Genomic DNA, 20,282 nt, shown 5'->3' with positions numbered 1-20,282 from the left:
ATTAATTAAAACTCTATGCCTTATTTATTTACCTCCGAATCAGTATCAGAAGGTCACCCGGATAAAGTGGCTGATCAGATATCAGATGCATTAATTGATAACTTCTTAGCCTGGGATCCTGATTCAAAAGTTGCCTGTGAAACCTTAGTTACAACAGGTCTTGTTGTATTAGCTGGTGAAGTTAAGTCGCAAACTTACCTTGATGTGCAAAGAATTGCCCGTGAAGTGGTTCGTAAAATTGGCTATACCAAATCTGAATATATGTTCGAGGCTGATTCTTGTGGTGTTATCTCTGCAATTCATGAGCAATCTGCTGATATCAATCAGGGAGTAGACAGAGTTAAAAAACAAGATCAGGGTGCAGGTGACCAGGGAATGATGTTTGGATATGCTACAGGCGAAACTGATAACTATATGCCATTGGCATTAGATCTGGCACACAAGATATTAACAGAACTTGCTGCACTTCGCAGAGAGAATTCTGCAATTAAATATCTTCGTCCGGATGCGAAATCACAGGTAACTATTGAATATAGTGATGATCACAGACCAATTCGCATCGATGCGATCGTGGTATCCACTCAGCATGATGACTTCGATACAGAAGTAAACATGCAGAAAAAGATTCAGGAGGATATCATCTCTATCTTAATTCCAAGAATAAAAGCACAACTTAAACCAGAGCTTCAGGTACTTTTCACTGATGAGATCAAATATCACATCAATCCTACAGGAAAATTTGTGATAGGTGGCCCACATGGAGACACAGGATTAACAGGTCGTAAGATCATTGTTGATACCTATGGTGGTAAAGGCGCACATGGTGGTGGTGCATTCTCAGGAAAAGATCCTTCAAAAGTGGATCGTTCAGCAGCCTATGCAACCCGCCATATTGCTAAAAACCTGGTTGCCGCAGGAGTTTGCAGTGAAATCCTGGTACAGGTATCTTATGCCATTGGTGTTAAAGATCCAATGGGAATATTTGTTGATACTTATGGAACTGCTAAAGTTGGACTTAACGATGGTGAGATTGCACAAAAGATCTCAGCTATTTTTGATATGACTCCATACGGAATCGAAACCCGCTTAAAGCTTCGTAATCCAATTTATTCTGAAACCGCAGCTTACGGCCATATGGGACGTCAAAGTGAAGTGGTAACTAAAACATTCTTAGGAAATAACGGAGATAGTAAAACTTTAGAAGTGGAGCTGTTTACCTGGGAAAAACTGGATTATATTGATCAGGTTAAAAAAGCATTCAACCTGGCTTAATACCCAATAATTACACTTTAAAGCCTTCTCTCTTTACAGAAAGAAGGCTTTTTTGTTTAATATTGTATCGATGAAACCTGGACGAGCTTACCACTTACACAGCGCAATGAGTATAAGTTTATGCAATCCCGCAAATGTGGTACATATAACAATTAGATACTGATGAAAAATCAGAGCTTAAACCCCTGGAAAACCCTTTCGAGTGAAAAGATCTATGAAAATCCATGGATTAGTCTAACTGAACATCAGGTAATTAACCCGGGTGGCGGGAATGGAATTTACGGTGAAGTACATTTTAAAAACCTCGCTATTGGTATTATCCCGCTGGATGAGGAAAATAATACCTGGATTGTTGGACAGTATCGCTTTCCCCTGAAACAATACAGCTGGGAAATCCCGGAAGGAGGTGGTTTACTTAATAATGATCCGCTTTTAAGTGCCCAAAGGGAACTTTTGGAAGAGACAGGAATTAAAGCAGAAGAATGGATAGAGATTCAAAAAATTCATCTATCGAATTCCGTGAGTGATGAGCTGGGTATCATCTATCTTGCAAGAAAACTCAGCTTTGGCAAATCATGTCCGGAAGAAAGCGAAGACCTGATCGTTCGTAAATTACCGTTTGAAACCACATATCAAATGGTTTTAAATGGAGAAATAACAGATTCACTAAGTGTAGCAGCAATTTTAAAGTTGAAAATCATGTTTTTAAGTAATGAACTGGTTTAATTGATGGTTTCCCATATGTTTAATATAATTATATGAATAAATTTTTAGGCTATATCTTTTCACCGATACACTATTTATTTTTTGGATTTTTTGTCTGTCTCTTTCATCCGATACAATGGGTATGTTATAATTGGGGGGGACAGGAAGCACACAAAAAATCAGTCGACCTGCTGAATTTCTTCCTGGTGAGTACTTATTATCTTCTGGGAAGTTCATTAAGTTTTAAAAATCTCTACCAATTACCTGAGCAACGTCCAATTGTTTTTATATCCAATCACCAAAGTTTGTATGATATTCCACCGCTTATCTGGTTTCTAAGGAAGTATCATGCTAAGTTTATATCTAAAATTGAATTAACAAAGGGAATACCAAGTGTTTCATTCAATCTGAAATATGGAGGTGGTGCTAATATTGACAGAAAGGACAGTAAACAGGCGGTTGTAGAAATTCTAAAGCTGGCCGAAAGAATGAAAGCCAACAATTGGTCGACTGTTATTTTCCCCGAAGGAACACGATCAAAAGATGGTAAATTAAAACCTTTTGCCATAGGTGGTGTGGCTACAATTTTGAAAAAGGCTCCCAATGCACTTGTCGTACCTATTGTAATCCGGAACTCCTGGAAACTTGTGCAATACGGTTCATTCCCATTAAGTTTTGGCGAAAAAATGAGTTGGGAGGTTCTGGAACCCCTGGAACCTGAAGGCAAATCGATGGAAGAAATTATGAACTATGCACAAGAGTCTATAAAAAAGGCGCTCTGATATTAAGCAAATCTGTCTATCCGATATTCTTGTCTTCAATCTGTTTAAAGAAATAATCTCTGTAGGTATCACCGATAGGAATAGTCTTATCCCCAATCTGAATTCGGCTTCGTTCGATACTTTCAATCTTACCTAAAGAAATGATATAGGACTTATGAACCCTGATAAAGGATTTAGGTGGCAGCGACTCCTCCATTTTCTTCATATTCTGCAGAGTTATAATCCTTTCTGTTCCTGTAAAAATGGATATATAATCTTTCAGGCCCTCAATGTAAAGTATATCATCAAGATATATTTTCTGGATCTTATGTTCGGTTTTTACAAAAATAAAGTCATGATTGTTTTGTTGAACAACCGGTGATTCGGGAACAGGTGAATGATTATTGCCCTTATTCTGAAGAACCTTTTGGGCTGCTTTGTAGAAACGATCGAAGGCAATTGGTTTAAGAAGGTAATCCACTACATCCAGCTCATATCCATCTAATGCATACTGCGAATAGGCAGTGGTGAGTATAACATCGCATTTGCCATTTATTATTTTCAAGAACTGAATTCCTGTCAGTTCGGGCATCTGAACATCTAGAAAAACAAGATCAACGGCACCGCTCTGAACTAAAGATAAACCTTCAATAGCGCTGGTTGTGGTTTTTACCAATGTCAAAAATGGAACTTTTTTGATATAATCCTCAAGAATATCCAAAGCCAGAGGCTCATCATCAACTACCAGGCAACGTATCATTCTATAAATTTAGATATAATTCGCAATTATAAATATCATTCTTATCCTGAATATGCAGTTCATAATTGTCTTTGTATAATAAATCCAGCCTCCTGCGAACATTTTGCAAACCTATTCCTCCGGTTTCGTCCTTGTTCTGATTGCTCTTTTTGTTAATTGTCCTGAAAAATATCTTACCGGGCTCTATGTTCAAAAGTATACTTATTGGCACATCCTTATCAGTAGCTACTCCATGTTTAAAAGCATTTTCAACAAAGGAAATAAGTACCAGAGGTGTAATCTTTTGCGCCCCTACCTCCCCTGTTATATCAAATTTGATATAACTATTATCTTTAAATCTTAATTTCTGAAGTTCAATATAATTTTCAAGGTAGCGTATCTCATCTGCAAGAGCCACTTTATCTTCATTACTTTCATATAGCATATACCTCATGATTTCTGAGAGTTTTAAAATAGCCTCAGGGGTTTTTTCTGATTTCTGATATGCCAGTGAATAAATATTATTTAATGAATTAAACAAAAAGTGGGGATTGATCTGAGATTTTAAAAAAGCCAGTTCAGAAATCAGCTTTTCATTCTCGAGATTACTCTTAATTTTTTCATTCAAAAACCAATCTGTTACGAATTTTAAAACAGCGCTGAGGAAGATGAATAGACAACTTACAAATGCGGCACTCATAAAATAGTCCCAGAATGCCATAATATGCTTTCCAGAATCGCGCTTAATTATTATATCATAATAATAATAGGCTAAACCACATTTCACAAAAGATGCAATGAGTACCAGAAAAAGTATGACAATTGCACACCACAAATATTTCTTACGGTTCAGAAATGTGGGAAGTATGAACAGATAATTAATGTAAAAAATCGTGATATTAATTAATCCGAAGTATACAAAAACTACCACAGTCTTATGCACAATCTTACCATTACTACCCATAAACATAAAGAGTAGTAGTATTGCGATCCAAACAATGATATGAGTAAGAACCCGCATTGATTTATTCATAATCGAAAATAGCTTTTCCCTCGGTTTAAAGTATTCAGTTTCGACCAACAGGCCAAATCAATCTGCCAACAAGCAAATACAAGCTATCAATAACAGGATGTATAAAAAGTACCGTTGGTCTGTAAAAATTGCCCCTTGGTCTAATAGATTTTATCAAGAATTTTTTTTGGTATTTATTTGTTCTATCAAAAAAGGAAAATATGAAAAAGTTAACCAATTGCGTATCTCCATTCATAATGTTACTTGTCCCATTATTCCTGCTTATCGGATTACTGGTTTCCAATCTTAATAATGAAATTCCGGTTGAAAAACAGCGCGCCGGATTAAAGTTTCAGGTACCTTCACTCAAGAGCCTTGTCAGCACTGTCCTCAAATAATAAATGGGGCCTGAGTTGATTATTGAAACCAGGAATTTATCCTATCGATTTGGTAATCAGCTGGTTCTTGATCAGGTTTCCCTGAGTGTCAGAGAGGGAAGTATTTACGGATTTCTTGGGCCTAATGGGGCCGGGAAGACTACAACTATTAAAGTATTACTCAATCTGCTCCAGACCGATGAAGGTAAAGTATTTCTTTTTGGTAAAGACCTGAATAAAAATCGAGTAGAAATACTTTCAGGAATCGGCTCATTAATTGAGCAACCAGCAATATATTCTCATCTATCCGGCAGGGAAAATTTACTCAACAGGGCCTTGCTGCTACAGGTGCATTCTGTAAAGGTTCATAAAATGCTAGATCTGGTAAATCTGACGGAACATGCAGATAAAAAAGCCGGCCAGTATTCTCTGGGCATGAAACAGCGGCTTGGAATTGCCCTTGCGCTTCTGCATGATCCAAAATTGCTGATTCTGGACGAACCAACCAACGGACTTGACCCAAATGGAATCATCGAAATCAGACAGCTTATCCGCAGACTGGTAGAAGAACAGGGAAAAACCGTTTTCATTTCAAGTCATCTCCTTTCGGAGGTCGAGAAAATGGTTACTCATATTGGAATTATAAACCGTGGAAAATTACTTTTTCAAGGAACTATTGAGGAACTGCATAATGTAAGCAAGAAACAGCTAGAGATCCAAACCAATGATCTGATCAGCTCGAAGGAGCTTTTATGCAGGAATGGTTATCAGGCTGAAATTTTATCAGATACAATTCTCATACCCTACCTATCAGAAAATCATAGTGCAGAGATAAATAGCTTGCTTGTAAAGCATGATCACAAAGTTTACAGCTTAACAATGAGTAAACAAAATCTGGAAAATTTATTCCTATCCATTACTCAAATATAAAATGCAGGGATTCTTACTTTCAATTCAATCTGAATTCTATAAAACAAGAAAAACGCTTGCTTTTCTTTCAGCAATATTACTTCCGCTGATTTTATGTATTCTCATCACAGCCGGTTTTTATACCCATGCCGATAGAATAATGTTTCTTTCTGCCAAAATGCAGTGGTTCAGATTCAGCGGGGCATTTTTAGGGGTGATGGGTAGCCTTATTCTTCCAATCCTGATCATTTTCCAAACCTTTTCTGTCAATAATATTGAACACCGGGCTGAAATGTGGAAAAGCCTGTTTTCTCTTCCTATACCAAAGTGGAGCATTTATTCAGCGAAATATATTTATGTGGTATTTTTAAATGCACTTTGTTTAGCATTGTTTGCCAGCTTTATTATTGCCTCAGGGCATTTATTGAATGTCCTGAATCCTGAGCTGAAGTTCAATCAGTTTGATATTTCAGCAATCCTGTTCAAATTACACCTTAAACTTTTCCTGGCCTCCCTAGGGATCTTATCCATTCAGTTTTTATTTAGCCTGCTTTGGGCCGATTTCCTGAAGCCCATGGGCATAGGATTCGTACTAACTGTTTTCGGAATAATCACTGCGAATCTGGGCTGGAAATACGCATTCACAATTCCTTATACCCATCCGATGCTTGCATTGCAAAGTATGATGAAGCAGGTTCTGAATAATACGAATGAACAAATGGAGTTCGACCTGCTGAGTCAGGAAATTTATGTGAGCCTTATTGTAGCGGCCATAACATTCATCATTGGCTATTTTGTAATCAACAAACGTAGTGTCAGATAATTAACGAACCGACTTCGGAATCACCACCAGACTTTCATGTCCATCAGCATCTACCGATTGAACTCCGAAATAATAATTGTCTTTTGAGTAATTGAGGCTGGCTGTAGTTCCTGTAATGAAAAATTTCTTCTCCCAAACCGGACTTGTAGTCTCTCTCATCACTACATAATATCCGGCAGGTTTCTCTCCAACAGGATTCTCCCATTTAAGTACCGTTTTATTGGTCAGACCGCTGGTTACAACACCCACATTTAAAGGCTCTCGAGGAGCAAGAGCAAGATTTGCAAGGGAAGCAAGATTCATTCTTGTTACTTTTTGAGTATAATTATAATCCACAAATTCAGGGAGGTCTCCATAATCCACACCGTTTTCTTTCCTTACATTCTGATGCTGACGGTCAAAATCTTCATTCATTTCAGTAATTCGGATACCTGCGAAGCCCAGCTGTGAAAATGGAGTATGATCACCGCCTCTCAGATATCTGTCGCGGCGATAAATCAGCTTCACATTCAACTGATCTACATATCTTTCCCCAATTTCTTTCAAATAGCGGGCAAATTGCCGGGCCTGTCCATCATTCTCAGAACCGGTACTGACTCTGCGGGCAGCCTCCTCAGGGCTTTCTGCAACTGATACCCCCTCACTAAAGATTCTAACACTATTATTATCCTTAATACCTGTTCCCATCCCATAAGTATTACCAACAATATCATTGGTAATCATCCCCGCCAGGTTCCAATTTTCAGCTTTTGCTCTTTTCGCAAGATTCGCTGCCCCATAAAGGCCTTGTTCCTCTGCAACCATGGCTACAAAGATCAGGGTGCTGTTAAATTTATATTGACTCATCACCCGGGCCAGTTCCATAGCAGCAGCAGTCCCTGAAGCGTCATCGTTTGCACCCGGAGCAAATATTTTAGAATCGTTCACATCAGATGCCCTTGAATCATAATGACCTGAAACTATAAATACCCTGTCATCAGCTGGATCTGTACCTGGCAGTATTCCCAAAACATTTTTCATGATAGTCGGACTGGCAATTCTCCGGCCGTCGGCAGGTTGTGTAAACGTATCGAATTCGACCTTTAAACGCCCTCCTGATGCTTTAGAATAACGTTCTAACTCTGATTTAATCCAGTTTCGGGCGGCACCAATGCCGGTAGCAGTACTTATTGTATCACTCAGACTATGCCTCGTTTCAAAAGTCACCAGTTTTCTGACGATCATCTCTATATTCTGTGCAGATACTTCATCCACCATCTTTTTAATCTGTTGATCCTGCCTGATTACTACAGTTTGTGAGTAGCAGGAAAATGCAGAGAAAATAAATAAACTTAGTAAAAGGTATTTCATCGTATTAATCTAACAATTTTGAAAACGGATGATTTGGCCTGCTTTTAATCCAGAATAAATTCCTGATGTCTTTCGGGGATCTCTATATTCTTATATCCTTTGGCCAGGATCTTTTCTACGAAATTTTGTTGAACGTCATATTCGCCATGTACTAAAAATATCTTTTTAACCTTTGATGGATCCTGGCAAGCGATAAACTGTAACAAATCATTATAATCACCATGGGCGCTCAAGGATCGAACAGACCTTATTTCAGCCCTGACAGGAAACTCTTCTCCGAAAATAGTCACAGTATTATATCCGGCTATTAACCTTCCCCCTAAAGAATTTGGTTCGCAATATCCTACCATCAGAATGGTATTCTTTTCATCGGCAATATTATTTTTTATGTGATGCTTAACCCTTCCTGCTTCCGCCATTCCGGATGCAGAAATTATTACACAAGGCTCCGGATCAGTGTTTAAAGCTATAGAAGCACTAGTATCCTGAATAAAGCTCAAATTTTTAAAATTAAAAGGATCGTCATCGTGCAGCATGACATCCTGAACATGTTTATTAAAATTCTCAGGATGGCTTTTAACCACATTTGTAGCTTTGATGGATAGCGGGCTGTCAACATAGTATTTTACATCAGGAAGAATTCCCCGCTCTTCAAGATGATTCAATGAATAAAGTAATTCCTGAGTACGGCCAACACTGAATGCCGGAATAATTACCTTGCCGCCTCTTAAAATGCAGGTCTGATGAATGATCTCTTTGAGTAAATTTTCCGCTGGTTCAGCATCCTCATGCAAACTATCCCCATAAGTTGATTCAAGAAGGATATAATCCGATTGCGGGAAGGTCGCGGGAGATTTGAGAATCAGATCACCGTAACGACCAACGTCACCACTAAAGGTTAAACGCGTTGTCTTAGCATTTTCCTTTATTGAAAGGTGAACAGCTGCGCTACCGATAATATGACCCACATCCGTTAAAAGAACACTGATATCATCGCTTATCTGATGCTCTGTATTGTACTTTATAATCTTAAACTGATGCAATGCGTGCATGGCATCTTCTTCTGTGTACAAAGGTTTAAGCAAAGGCAATCCTTTTCGTTTCCGGTGCTTATTGCTATAATCTGAATCCTGCTGCTGAATTCTTGCAGAATCCATAAGTAAAATCCTAGCAAGATCCATGGTTGCTGCGGTACAGAGCACCTCGCCTTTAAATCCCTGAGCTATTACTCTGGGAATCAGTCCACAATGATCTATATGAGCATGGCTAAGAATAAGATAATTTATTTCTGAAGGGTTGAATCCAAAATGCTCATTTAGCTGATCGGTTTCTTCGCCCATGCCCTGAAACATTCCGCAGTCAAGTAAAATTTTTATTCCGTTATCCAGAGAAATTAAATGCTTACTCCCGGTTACATTCCTTGCAGCACCATGAAAACTTATACGCATATATCAGATATTAAATAAAAGGGTATAGCCAAAATTAATTTAATAAAGTCAATATCCCGCTATATCATAGCAAAAGAAAGAACCGCATTCAATAATTATTAAAACAAAAAAAGGCTCCGAAGAGCCTCATTTCAACCAAAAACAAACATAAAATTATTGTTGTGTTACTGTATATACTACCGGTACCACATTTAAACTTGTTGCTTTTCCTGCGTATGCACCGCCTGCACCAATCAGGTAAGAAATATTGAATTTGTTCGTAGAGTTTGAACCACTCCATGAAGTGTTTGCTGCTGTAATAACTGTTGCTGCTGTTCCACCCGATACCGGCAAAGTTACTGCTGAACCGTAAGTAATACCTGCTGTATTACCACTGTTTGTTGCTCCTACTGCTGAAGTGATCTTTACTGATCCTGGTGCGATTGCTGCCGAACCTGTTACCGTTCCTGCAATTGCCTTAACCACATATCCTCTTGAACTGGTTACACTCACGTGGTCTGTTGCCAATGCAGTAATACCATTCGTATATTTTGTCTCTGTATCAAAGTTCACATCCAACGATGCAGGCTGAGTTACACTGAATGATAAAACATCAGAAATGGTGATGTTCAAATTTGCAGTCTGTGCAAATGATTTGGTACTTAATAATGATACTGCTGCAATTGCGAATGTTATAATTACTTTTTTCATGTTTTGTTTATGTCTGTTTTAATTTTATCAATGTTTGATAATACATAGACAAATAGCAGACCAAGCGCCAGAAAGGCTAAAAAGAGCGTTTTTTGACTAAAATGTGGGAATTATATGGGATAATTTTTCCCGATTGGGGAATGGGATACTCAAAGTTGTAGTGGGTATTGAGTTTGAGATTTGATACAGGTTCGATTGGGAAATAGGAAATGGAGAACAGGTAATAGTGCAGCGTTTAGATCCATTCCCTATTTCCCATTTCCTATTACCAAAAAAAGGAACTGAAATGCAACACTACTAAAGGTAACCGGGAATCCGTAATTCGTAATTGATAATTCATATAAAGCAAAAGGCTCAAACACAGAATTGCGTTTGAGCCTTTTGCTTTATATCAGAATTACTTTATACTTCTTCCTGCTTAATTAATTTAGCGGTAAAATAATCGCGGTTCATTCTTGCGATATTGGTTATTGAAATTTCTTTCGGGCATTCAGCTTCACAAGCACCCGTATTGGTACAACTTCCAAAACCTTCGGCGTCCATTTGTGCAACCATGGCCTGGACTCTTCGATAACGTTCTGGTTGACCTTGTGGTAGCAAAGCTAACTGTGAAACTTTTGCTGAAACAAACAGCATTGCAGAAGCATTTTTACAAGCTGCCACACAGGCTCCACATCCGATGCAGGTTGCAGAGTTAAATGCCTCATCAGCAATAACTTTAGGAATTGGAATCGCATTCGCATCAGGAACGCCACCTGTATTTACTGAAACGAACCCGCCTGCAGCCTGAATACGATCAAAAGCACCACGATCTACTGCCAGATCCCTGATTACAGGAAATGCTTCAGCACGCCATGGCTCAATTACAACTGTATCATTATCATTAAAAGAACGCATATGTAACTGGCAGGTAGTAATACCATGCTTCGGACCATGTGGCCTGCCGTTGATATGAAGTGAACAGGCTCCGCAAATACCTTCACGGCAATCATGATCAAAATGAATCGGATCATCGCCTTTCTTGGTCAGGTCTTCATTAACAACGTCAAGCATTTCCAGGAATGACATATCCGGAGATACATGATCAGCCTGATAGGTAACGAATTTACCCTTAGTATCGGCATTTTTCTGACGCCAAACCTTTAACGTCAAATTCATATTTTTACTCATTTTTTTGAGATTTGAGATAAGAGGTCTGAGATAAGAGATGGGAACTGAAGTTCTGATGTCTCATATCTCATGTCTCACATCTGATTATTTATAACTTCTCTGTGATAATTTAACATTCTCGAAAACCAGCTCTTCTTTATGTAAAACCTCTGGCTGGTTATCACCTTTATACTCCCATGCAGCTGCATAGGCGTAATTTTCGTCATCACGTAATGCCTCGCCTTCTTCGGTCTGACTTTCCAAACGGAAATGACCACCACATGATTCCTTTCTGTTCAACGCATCATCAATCATTAGCTCACCCAGCTCAAGGAAATCGGCCACGCGGCCAGCATTTTCAAGGCTCTGATTAAACTCATTATTTGAACCTGAAACCCTTGCATTTTTCCAGAAATCTTCACGAAGCTCACGGATCATCCCTTTTGCCTTGGTCAAACCCTCTTCAGTACGGGCCATCCCACAGTACTCCCACATGATATGACCTAATTCACGGTGATATTCGTTCACTGTTTTGGTTCCTTTTAAGGATAATAACTGATTTACTCTATCGACAACGTTCTTTTTTGCCTCTTCAAATGAAGGATGTTTTACATCAACTGCTTTCGGGCCGATAGTAGCTAAATAATCACCTAAAGTATAAGGAATAACAAAATATCCATCAGCAAGTCCCTGCATCAGGGCAGATGCTCCCAAACGGTTCGCACCATGATCTGAAAAGTTTGCTTCTCCCAGACAATAAAGTCCTTTTACAGTAGTCTGAAGATTATAATCAACCCAAAGGCCTCCCATAGTATAATGTACTGCAGGATAGATCCGCATCGGCTGCTTATATGGATTCTCATCAGTGATCTGCTGGTACATATCAAAGAGGTTACCATATCTTGCACGTACTGCATCCTCTCCCAAACGTCCTATTGCCTCTGCAAAATCAAGGTAAACTGCAATACCTGAAGCACCAACTCCACGACCTTCATCCACCATTTCTTTAGCATTACGGGATGCCACGTCCCGTGGAACAAGATTACCAAAAGCAGGATATTTACGCTCCAGGAAGTAATCGCGGTCCTCTTCTTTCAAATCGGTCACTTTTATTTCACCACTCCTTAGCTTTTGTGCTAATTCAACAGTCTTTGGTGCCCAAACCCGTCCATCATTCCGCAATGATTCAGACATCAGGGTCAGTTTCGACTGATGATCTCCGCTTACCGGAATACAGGTTGGGTGAATCTGAGTAAAACATGGGTTTGCAAAAAATGCCCCACGCTTATGTGCTTTCCAGGCAGCCGTTACGTTACAGCCCATTGCATTGGTCGAAAGGTAAAATACGTTACCATAACCACCTGTACATAAAAGCACAGCATGAGCAGCATGAGTTTCAATCTCACCAGTGATCAGGTCACGGGTAACAATACCCTTAGCTTCGCCATCAATCTTTACCACATCCATCATTTCATGACGGGTAAACATCTTTACTTTTCCTAGGTTAATCTGACGATTCAATGCTGAATAAGCTCCCAGCAATAATTGCTGCCCGGTTTGACCTCTCGCATAAAATGTACGCGATACCTGAGAACCACCAAATGAACGGTTATCCAGCAAACCTCCGTATTCTCTTGCAAAAGGAACCCCCTGTGCCACACACTGATCAATAATATTGACGGAAACCTCTGCCAGACGGTAAACATTACCTTCACGGGCGCGGTAATCACCTCCCTTTATCGTATCATAGAACAAACGATGCACACTGTCACCATCATTCTGATAATTCTTTGCAGCGTTAATACCACCCTGAGCAGCAATTGAGTGTGCTCTGCGTGGACTATCCTGATAGCAAAAAGCCTTTACGTTATAGCCAAGTGCCGCAAGTGATGCAGCTGCTGAAGCACCTGCTAAGCCAGTACCTACGACAATAACCGTATATTTCCTTTTATTTGCCGGATTAACCAGCTTAAGGTTGAATTTATGTTTAGACCATTTTTCGGCTAATGGGCCTTCTGGTATTTTAGCATCTAATTTCATCTCAGAAATTTATTTTAACCCCAGTTTCCCGGGTATTGTGTAATCCTATTTAAAGAAAAAATATAATGGCATTGCAGCGAAGGCAAGTGGAACCAAGACCCCAAATACCCAGACACCTATAAAGCGAACAAGCGGCAAATACCTGTTATTGTTCCAGCCAATAGTTTGGAACGCACTTCTGAAGCCATGAATCAGGTGGAACGACAATGCGGCCATTGCAATTACATATAATAAAACATACCACCAGGTTTGAAATGCATTGTTTACAATCTTGTAAAGATCCTTAGAAACAACAATTTTTTTGCCGGCCTGCAAGTCAGTTATCTCTGAATGCACGAGTCGGTTCGCATCATAAGGTAATTCTGAAACCTGAATATCATTCGGGTTATCCAGACTGATCTCATACTTAGCATATGGCAAGTCGGCATTATGGTATTTCCACCAGAAATCACCCATGTGAACCACAATGAAAACCAACAAAATAGTGCCCAGGATACCCATATTTCGTGAGGTCCACGGACTATTTTGATTCCCAGCCTGTACTGCATAGGCGATTGGGCGAGCCTTTTTATTACCTAAGCTTATGATTAATGCATAAAGTGCATGGATAATAATTGAGGCATACAACAAATAAGAAACCACCTTGATTGGTGTAAAATGTGTCATGAAATAGGCATAGGCATTAAAAGCCTGGCCTGCATCATCCTTAAACAACTGTAGGTTCCCAACTAAGTGCACAATAAGGAAAGTACACAGGAATAAGCCTGTTAAGGCCATTACCAGCTTTTTCCCCAATGAGGATGAGAACGTTTTTGCGAAATTGCTCATTACCTTGTTCTAATTATTTTAATTATTCAGGAAGCAAATTTATCATTATATGCTAAAAATCACGCAGATCCAAGTCAGGGAGCAAGTGATTTTATCTATTTAGAAACAATCTAAATTTTTTTGGGAGATATTAGGAGTTTTATATCCCGAACCCGGGCCGGCATAGAAAGCCTTATTCAAAACTAAATATTCCTTTTGATGCGGCTAAAGGCTTTTCATAGGAAAGAACTGGATAGGCATATATTAAAAACATGAAAGCCTTTTAAATTAATTGAAAAGGCTTTCATTGGTATAATCTGTTACGTTTACCTCACCTGAAACTGATATCTAATCTGCATTCCGTCAGGACTAATGGCATTCACAGTAGCCATATTATTTCTGCCGGCTGTAATTGCGCTTTCAATATCCTCTGTTTTATTGATTGGACGGCCATTAATTGAAGTAATTATTGTCCCCTGAACAAGATCAAGCTGATCAAAGAAACCTCCAGATTTAACGCTTGTTACCAGTACACCAGAACTAATCTTATATTTCTTTTTAACAGCTTCGGATACAGGGGCAAAGCTTGCCCCAAGATTTTTTGTAACCACACTTGATGAATTTTTTGCTGTTTTAACAGATTCTTCACCTTTCAGAGTCACACTTGAGGTTAAGGTCTTTCCATCTCTCAGGTAAGAAAGCTGAACCTTATCACCAGGGCCTAAACGACCAATGCGTTCCTGAAGATCAGATGGGGATATAATCTGATTCCCGTCAACTTTGGTAATGATATCTCCTTCTTTCAAGCCTGCCTGTGCTGCACCACCGCCAGGCAAAACTTCATTCACATAAAGTCCGTTGATTTCATTTACCCCAAGACGCTTGGACTGCTCAGCATCAAGCCCGGTGAAATTGATACCTATATACCCTCTCCTTACAGAACCATACTCTTTGAAATCATTGAGCACCTTTTTAGCAAGGTTAATCGGAATCGCAAAACCATATCCTTCGTAACTTCCGCTTTGTGAAGCTATTGCAGCATTCACACCGATTAATTCGCCTTTCGTATTCACTAATGCTCCACCGCTGTTACCACGATTGATTGCAGCATCAGTTTGAATAAATGATTCGATTGCCGTCCTGGCCTGAGGCCTGCCATCTTCATCAGGCTCAATACCCTGGTCGAGAATTCCAATCTGTCTTCCTTTAGCACTAACAATACCTGCAGTAACTGTAGTATTCAGAGCAAATGGATAACCAACTGCCAATACCCACTCCCCAACACGGACATCATCAGAGTTTCCAAGTTTTACGATCGGAAAACCAGATCCTTCAATTTTAAGCAGGGCAAGGTCAGTATTTGCATCTTTTCCAATAACTTTTGCAACCAGTGAACGTTTATCAGGAAGGATTACATCAATTTTGTCGGCATTGTCTACAACGTGGTTATTGGTTACAATATATCCGTCATCCGAAATAATTACTCCTGAACCTGAACCCTGAGCAGGACCTTGCTGACGACGGCGACCACCAAAGAAATCTTCAAACATATCCTGCATCTGATCACGGCCGGGATACCCCCCGCTCGCATTAGTGTTATACGTAGTTTTGATATGTACAACTGCCGGAGTAACTGTAGCAGCAGCCTGTGTAAAATCCAAAGCACCGGTGGATGAATTGATTACAGATCCTGGATTATTTGTGAAATATACTTTCTGTTTGTCTTCAAAAGACATCCCATCACCATATCTGCTCTCAAAAAACTTATAAGATCCGATAGCAACAGCCCCACCCAGACATGCCGCTAAAAAAGTTACACCTATCTTTTTCATATGTTAATTATACTATTTTTCTTTAATGTTAAACTATACTCAAAATTAATACCACTTAAACGCAAATCATTAAAGGAGGGTATCCATTTTATGTTAAAAAATGTTAAAGATATTAACCCTGGTTTTAATTCTGCCTCTCAATCCAAGGCATTTTCAATTTAAATACCGAAATTTATAAAATGTTTAATTAATAAGATTGAACATTGCAGCCAACACGGCTTTTATGACATTATTTATATGCATCTTAACTTTTTCAAATACCAGGGCGCCGGAAATGATTTTATCCTCATAGATAACAGAAATCAAACATTTCCTTTAGTTAATCAACCTGAGGCCATAAAAAAACTTTGTGATCGCCATTTTGGAATTGGTGCAGACGGACTGATGGTTCTTCAGCTTAAAGAGGGTTATGATTTTGAGATGCTTTATTTTAATGCCGATGGCCGCGAAGGGAGTATGTGTGGCAATGGAGGAAGATGTATCGTGGCTTTTGCAAAACACCTGGAAATCATTAATGATGAAACTAACTTTTTGGCAGTTGATGGCCCGCATTATGCCAAAATTTCAGAAAAAGGAACCTGGGTCAGCTTACAAATGATTGATGTTCAATCCATACGGTCTGATGGGGAAGCCTATATCCTCAATACCGGTTCACCTCATTATGTTCTTCCCGTAAAGGATCTTGATAAAAAAGATGTCTATCTTGATGGCAAAAATATACGCTATAACGAAACCTATAAAACACAGGGCATCAATGTCAACTTTGTGGAGGATCTTGGCGATTCCTATTTCGTCAGAACTTATGAAAGAGGTGTTGAAGATGAAACATACGCCTGCGGAACAGGGGTAACAGCTGTTGCTATGAGCATGGCTAAGAAAAAAGGGCTAAGCGGTAAAATACATTCAGCAATCAAAGTAAGAGGCGGGGATTTGAGTGTAGATTTCAAATACGATGGCAACTCTTTCAGCGAAGTGTTTTTAGAAGGACCGGCTACCTTTGTTTTTCTGGGTGCAATTAATATCTGATTCCGCATCCCTCTGCATCATCTGGTTCAGAGAATTGAAACCTAAGTATTTCTTTATCGTACAATTTCAATATTGGCAATAAAAACAATCTGTCGGGCCATTTATTTATGAAATTTTCGAAATAATTGCCTCCATTTTAAAATTTCATATTTGTTGCGGTATTTAGGATAAAAAAGAAAATTCTATTTAGATTTAGAATTTTTTAATAGTCAGCTTTCTTATATTTTTCAAACAAGCTATGTTGAGAGTTGACAGTAATAAACCATGCAAAATTGTATATTCTATATGCAAGCATGATTTTCTTGGCTACCTCATCGAACCACATGTTGTACAACTGAACTCTGATGAGGGATTCTCCCTTACCTATCAGCGCCTGTTCAGCACAACTGCAGAAGAGTTTTCATCCATCTTAGATGAAACCGATTTCAGACTGATCAAACTGCTTGAAGAAATAGAGCAGAGTCATATCATTAAACGTTTTCATAAAAAAGCCATTCGTCCGGTTGAGTATTTCAGAACAATCTTTGACGAAAAAATCTATGAGGTAATCCGGCCAAAAATTGAAAAAAAACTTGTTGAAGCACTAAGACTGATCGGTGGTAAGGATCTGTTTCAGATGAGTAAAGAAGGCTGGCCGGTTGAGCGTAAGCTGATTATCGCATCAGAACCTGCCTCAGTTTTATTCCACTTCAGGCGCAGTGTTACTGAAACAAGATATTTTCCAACAATTAAATTTCAGGGACAGCGCATTGAATTTATGTTTAAAGATGCACAGATTATTTGCAATCATCCCGCCTGGCTCCTGCTTGAAGATGTACTTTATTATTTCGAAGAAGATGTGGAAGGAAAAAAACTGCTTCCCTTTCTCAATAAACGCTATATCTCGATTCCAAAATCCTCAGAAAAAACATATTTTGAGAAGTTTGTTGCCCCTTTGATTGAAAAACATGCCGTTTATGCAGAAGGTTTTGAGATCCGCACCGAGAAATTTGAAGCCGTTCCGATTTTGAAATTACTTCATTCCGGAACTGAAAGTCCGCTCCTGCAGCTTTACTTCAGGTATGGCGATTATGTCTTCCCTGCAGGAAGTGACAGAAGGGTAACTGTCAGAATGGAGAAAAAGGACAATGATTATATTTTTCATAGGATCAAACGTTCATTAAGCTGGGAAAAAAATAAAATCAATATCCTCCAGGAGCTTGGTCTAAAATCTTCCGGATCATTATTTCAGAATGTTTTTAGTCCGGAAGCTATTTATCAGGATGCAGAAGCATCTTCATTCAGTGTGATGAACTGGCTAAATCAGCATCATGATGAGTTGGGGGAAAGAGGCTTTTCATTTGAACAAACAGAGGGTTCAAAACGGTATGTGATTGGCAGAAGCAAATTAGATCTTGAGATCCGTGAAAACAACGACTGGTTTGATATCCATGCCGTTGTACATTTCGGACCATACCAGATTCCGTTCATAGATCTCAAAAATCATATCCTGAACAAGATCAGGGAGTTCAAACTACCATCCGGAGAAATTGCTGTAATTCCTGAAGAATGGTTTGCACAGTACAGTAATCTGCTTCAATTTACAGAAAGTGGTAAACAGCTAAGGCTTAAGAAATATCATATCGGTTTAGTTAATGATTTTAGTAATAGTGATCTGGCTACCGTCACAATGGACAGAAAGCTTCAAAAATTGGCTGATTTTGAAGAAATTGAAGAATTTGATGTTCCAAAAGCATTCAATGGCATATTACGTCCATACCAAAAAGCCGGTTATAACTGGTTCCATTTTTTAAAGAAATATAATTTTGGTGGATGCCTTGCCGATGATATGGGTCTTGGCAAGACCGTACAAACTCTTGCCCTGATGCAAAAGATCAAGGAGGATAAGCAGGAAGAAGGTATTCATACTACATCTCTTATCATAATGCCTACCTCACTGGTTTATAACTGGCTGAATGAAGCCAAAAAATTCGCCCCTAAACTCAAAATTCATGTGCATACCGGGAGTTTCCGAAACAAGGATGTAGAAAGGTTTACAGCCTATGATATAGTATTCACGACTTATGGAATTTGCAGGGTCGATATCGAATCATTAAAAACCTTTTATTTCAATTACATTATTCTTGATGAAAGTCAGAATATAAAGAATCCGTCTTCAAAATCATTCAAAGCGGTTAAAGCCCTGAAATCAAAACATAAATTAATCTTGAGTGGTACTCCTGTAGAAAACACAGTCAATGATCTTTGGACCCAGATGTCGTTCATCAATCCTGGTTTATTGGGAAGCCAGAGTTTGTTCTATTCAGAGTTTGTGATACCGATTGAAAAGAAAAAGGATGAAGAGAAGGCTGCCAGGCTGCAAGCCCTGATCAAACCATTTGTATTGCGACGCACCAAATCACAGGTAGCTACAGAATTGCCTCCAAAAACCGAGAACCTATTCTACTGCCAGATGAGCGAGGAACAGAAAGAGTATTATGAAAAGATCAAATCAGAGTATCGTAATGTGCTTCTGCTGAATCTGGAGGATGGCTCATTCAAAAAATCCCAGATCCAGGTATTGCAGGGGCTCACCAAGTTAAGGCAGATTGCCAATCACCCGCAAATGATCGATGATGGATATGAAGGTGATTCCGGAAAATTCGAAAATGTAATCCATACGCTTGAAAACGTGCTTTCCAGAGGCCATAAAGTGCTTGTGTTCTCGCAGTTTGTAAAGCATCTTGATATCTACCGGCAATATTTTAATTCGACCAATGTTCCGTACTCCTACCTTGACGGGGCTACATCCAAACGCGGAGAGGTGGTGAGGAAGTTTCAGTCTGATAAAGATATCAAGCTTTTTCTGATCTCAATAAAGGCAGGTGGTGTTGGTCTTAACCTGACAGAGGCAGATTATGTATTTATTCTGGATCCCTGGTGGAACCCAGCTGTTGAACAGCAGGCAATTGACCGTACACATCGAATTGGGCAGAATAAAAATGTATTTATCTACAAGTTTATCACTAAAGATACGGTCGAAGAAAAGATCCTTGCCTTACAAAACCGTAAACGCAAAGTAGCTGAATCTCTGATTACCACAGAAGAAAGTTTTGTTAAATCTTTAACCGCTAAAGATATAGAGGAAATCTTAAGCTGATTTTTTAGAACCGACCTTGGGAAGTGTAAGTTGATACTTGACTGCAAATGTCCGTATCAGAATGATTACCGCAACACTGATAAATGAGTTCATATTATCATTAACATTAAGCAGTTTTAATAATACAAAGATAGCTGCCCCTGATAAACAGGCAGTAGCATAGATCTCCTTTTTGAAAATAAGGGGTACTTCATTAATCAGGG

17 protein-coding genes and 1 pseudogene are annotated in these 20,282 nt (G+C 39.0%); 8 read left to right on the top strand and 10 right to left on the bottom strand.

What is annotated here, in order from left to right; translation table 11 throughout:
- Window positions 1-15: 15 nt before the first annotated feature.
- The 3 genes from metK to VGE44_RS07635 all read left to right on the top strand — a co-directional run bounded on the left by metK (window position 16) and on the right by VGE44_RS07635 (window position 2,759).
- On the top strand, window positions 16-1,272 hold the full coding sequence (gene metK, locus VGE44_RS07645) for a methionine adenosyltransferase (protein WP_331077590.1): 1,257 nt from the start codon (window positions 16-18) through the stop codon (window positions 1,270-1,272).
- A 162-nt stretch (window positions 1,273-1,434) separates the two neighbouring features.
- Window positions 1,435-1,998, top strand: a complete 564-nt coding sequence (locus VGE44_RS07640) for an NUDIX hydrolase (protein WP_331077588.1) — start codon at window positions 1,435-1,437, stop codon at window positions 1,996-1,998.
- Window positions 1,999-2,030: 32 nt separating this feature from the next.
- Window positions 2,031-2,759: a lysophospholipid acyltransferase family protein gene (locus tag VGE44_RS07635; RefSeq protein WP_331077586.1), complete on the top strand. Its 729-nt coding sequence runs from the start codon at window positions 2,031-2,033 to the stop codon at window positions 2,757-2,759.
- A 16-nt stretch (window positions 2,760-2,775) separates the two neighbouring features.
- On the opposite strand, the gene VGE44_RS07630 is transcribed toward VGE44_RS07635, so the two are convergent.
- On the bottom strand, window positions 2,776-3,498 hold the full coding sequence (locus VGE44_RS07630; protein WP_331077584.1) for a LytTR family DNA-binding domain-containing protein: 723 nt from the start codon (window positions 3,496-3,498) through the stop codon (window positions 2,776-2,778).
- A gap of 1 nt (window position 3,499) precedes the next feature.
- A complete protein-coding gene (locus VGE44_RS07625; protein WP_331077582.1) occupies window positions 3,500-4,510 on the bottom strand; it encodes a sensor histidine kinase in 1,011 nt (336 codons plus the stop codon).
- A 200-nt stretch (window positions 4,511-4,710) separates the two neighbouring features.
- Between VGE44_RS07625 and VGE44_RS07620 the strand changes: the two genes are divergently transcribed.
- From VGE44_RS07620 to VGE44_RS07610, 3 genes are read left to right on the top strand one after another with little or no spacing between them, the layout of a single operon-like run.
- Window positions 4,711-4,887, top strand: a complete 177-nt coding sequence (locus VGE44_RS07620) for a hypothetical protein (RefSeq protein ID WP_331077580.1) — start codon at window positions 4,711-4,713, stop codon at window positions 4,885-4,887.
- Between the two features lie 3 nt (window positions 4,888-4,890).
- Window positions 4,891-5,796, top strand: a complete 906-nt coding sequence (locus tag VGE44_RS07615) for an ABC transporter ATP-binding protein (protein WP_331077578.1) — start codon at window positions 4,891-4,893, stop codon at window positions 5,794-5,796.
- 1 nt (window position 5,797) lies between these two features.
- Entirely contained in the window at window positions 5,798-6,598 is an 801-nt protein-coding gene (locus VGE44_RS07610; RefSeq protein ID WP_331077576.1) for an ABC transporter permease, read from the top strand.
- Here VGE44_RS07610 and VGE44_RS07605 read toward each other — a convergent pair whose 3' ends face one another.
- From VGE44_RS07605 to VGE44_RS07575, 7 genes are all read right to left on the bottom strand, one after another.
- Window positions 6,599-7,948: a M20/M25/M40 family metallo-hydrolase gene (locus tag VGE44_RS07605; protein WP_331077574.1), complete on the bottom strand. Its 1,350-nt coding sequence runs from the start codon at window positions 7,946-7,948 to the stop codon at window positions 6,599-6,601.
- Window positions 7,949-7,992: 44 nt separating this feature from the next.
- Window positions 7,993-9,396: an MBL fold metallo-hydrolase gene (locus VGE44_RS07600; protein ID WP_331077572.1), complete on the bottom strand. Its 1,404-nt coding sequence runs from the start codon at window positions 9,394-9,396 to the stop codon at window positions 7,993-7,995.
- A gap of 153 nt (window positions 9,397-9,549) precedes the next feature.
- A complete protein-coding gene (locus tag VGE44_RS07595; RefSeq protein WP_331077570.1) occupies window positions 9,550-10,086 on the bottom strand; it encodes a hypothetical protein in 537 nt (178 codons plus the stop codon).
- A 402-nt stretch (window positions 10,087-10,488) separates the two neighbouring features.
- The gene (locus tag VGE44_RS07590; protein WP_331077568.1) at window positions 10,489-11,256 is read right to left on the bottom strand and encodes a succinate dehydrogenase/fumarate reductase iron-sulfur subunit; all 768 of its coding nucleotides are present in this window, start codon (window positions 11,254-11,256) and stop codon (window positions 10,489-10,491) included.
- A gap of 84 nt (window positions 11,257-11,340) precedes the next feature.
- On the bottom strand, window positions 11,341-13,275 hold the full coding sequence (locus VGE44_RS07585; RefSeq protein WP_331077566.1) for a fumarate reductase/succinate dehydrogenase flavoprotein subunit: 1,935 nt from the start codon (window positions 13,273-13,275) through the stop codon (window positions 11,341-11,343).
- Window positions 13,276-13,320: 45 nt separating this feature from the next.
- Window positions 13,321-14,103, bottom strand: a complete 783-nt coding sequence (locus VGE44_RS07580) for a succinate dehydrogenase cytochrome b subunit (protein ID WP_331077564.1) — start codon at window positions 14,101-14,103, stop codon at window positions 13,321-13,323.
- Between the two features lie 305 nt (window positions 14,104-14,408).
- On the bottom strand, window positions 14,409-15,914 hold the full coding sequence (locus VGE44_RS07575; protein WP_331077562.1) for a Do family serine endopeptidase: 1,506 nt from the start codon (window positions 15,912-15,914) through the stop codon (window positions 14,409-14,411).
- 237 nt (window positions 15,915-16,151) lie between these two features.
- Here VGE44_RS07575 and dapF point away from each other — a divergent pair, with 237 nt between their 5' ends.
- Window positions 16,152-16,940: a diaminopimelate epimerase gene (gene dapF, locus VGE44_RS07570; RefSeq protein WP_331077560.1), complete on the top strand. Its 789-nt coding sequence runs from the start codon at window positions 16,152-16,154 to the stop codon at window positions 16,938-16,940.
- Between the two features lie 238 nt (window positions 16,941-17,178).
- Window positions 17,179-20,079 (top strand): DEAD/DEAH box helicase, encoded by a 2,901-nt coding sequence (locus VGE44_RS07565; RefSeq protein WP_331077557.1) that lies wholly within the window; start codon window positions 17,179-17,181, stop codon window positions 20,077-20,079.
- On the opposite strand, the pseudogene VGE44_RS07560 reads toward VGE44_RS07565, so the two are convergent.
- Window positions 20,071-20,282 (bottom strand): annotated as a pseudogene (locus VGE44_RS07560) (trimeric intracellular cation channel family protein); the annotation flags it as partial. The gene VGE44_RS07565 and the pseudogene VGE44_RS07560 overlap by 9 nt on opposite strands.

The organism is Daejeonella sp. (assembly GCF_036405355.1).
Lineage (GTDB): Bacteria > Bacteroidota > Bacteroidia > Sphingobacteriales > Sphingobacteriaceae > Daejeonella.
The sequence above is the reverse complement of the archived record's forward strand: the minus strand, read 5'-3'. Positions and strand labels throughout refer to the sequence as shown.

Excerpts from the sequence above, each read along its gene's own strand:
- VGE44_RS07620 (WP_331077580.1), top strand. The coding sequence starts at position 4,711 with ATGAAAAAGTTAACCAATTGCGTATCTCCATTCATAATGTTACTTGTC.
- VGE44_RS07595 (WP_331077570.1), bottom strand. The coding sequence starts at position 10,086 with ATGAAAAAAGTAATTATAACATTCGCAATTGCAGCAGTATCATTATTA.
- VGE44_RS07635 (WP_331077586.1), top strand. The coding sequence starts at position 2,031 with ATGAATAAATTTTTAGGCTATATCTTTTCACCGATACACTATTTATTT.
- metK (WP_331077590.1), top strand. The coding sequence starts at position 16 with ATGCCTTATTTATTTACCTCCGAATCAGTATCAGAAGGTCACCCGGAT.
- VGE44_RS07615 (WP_331077578.1), top strand. The coding sequence starts at position 4,891 with ATGGGGCCTGAGTTGATTATTGAAACCAGGAATTTATCCTATCGATTT.
- VGE44_RS07640 (WP_331077588.1), top strand. The coding sequence starts at position 1,435 with ATGAAAAATCAGAGCTTAAACCCCTGGAAAACCCTTTCGAGTGAAAAG.
- VGE44_RS07565 (WP_331077557.1), top strand. The coding sequence starts at position 17,179 with ATGTTGAGAGTTGACAGTAATAAACCATGCAAAATTGTATATTCTATA.
- VGE44_RS07575 (WP_331077562.1), bottom strand. The coding sequence starts at position 15,914 with ATGAAAAAGATAGGTGTAACTTTTTTAGCGGCATGTCTGGGTGGGGCT.
- VGE44_RS07600 (WP_331077572.1), bottom strand. The coding sequence starts at position 9,396 with ATGCGTATAAGTTTTCATGGTGCTGCAAGGAATGTAACCGGGAGTAAG.
- VGE44_RS07625 (WP_331077582.1), bottom strand. The coding sequence starts at position 4,510 with ATGAATAAATCAATGCGGGTTCTTACTCATATCATTGTTTGGATCGCA.
- dapF (WP_331077560.1), top strand. The coding sequence starts at position 16,152 with ATGCATCTTAACTTTTTCAAATACCAGGGCGCCGGAAATGATTTTATC.
- VGE44_RS07585 (WP_331077566.1), bottom strand. The coding sequence starts at position 13,275 with ATGAAATTAGATGCTAAAATACCAGAAGGCCCATTAGCCGAAAAATGG.
- VGE44_RS07610 (WP_331077576.1), top strand. The coding sequence starts at position 5,798 with ATGCAGGGATTCTTACTTTCAATTCAATCTGAATTCTATAAAACAAGA.
- VGE44_RS07580 (WP_331077564.1), bottom strand. The coding sequence starts at position 14,103 with ATGAGCAATTTCGCAAAAACGTTCTCATCCTCATTGGGGAAAAAGCTG.
- VGE44_RS07630 (WP_331077584.1), bottom strand. The coding sequence starts at position 3,498 with ATGATACGTTGCCTGGTAGTTGATGATGAGCCTCTGGCTTTGGATATT.
- VGE44_RS07605 (WP_331077574.1), bottom strand. The coding sequence starts at position 7,948 with ATGAAATACCTTTTACTAAGTTTATTTATTTTCTCTGCATTTTCCTGC.
- VGE44_RS07590 (WP_331077568.1), bottom strand. The coding sequence starts at position 11,256 with ATGAGTAAAAATATGAATTTGACGTTAAAGGTTTGGCGTCAGAAAAAT.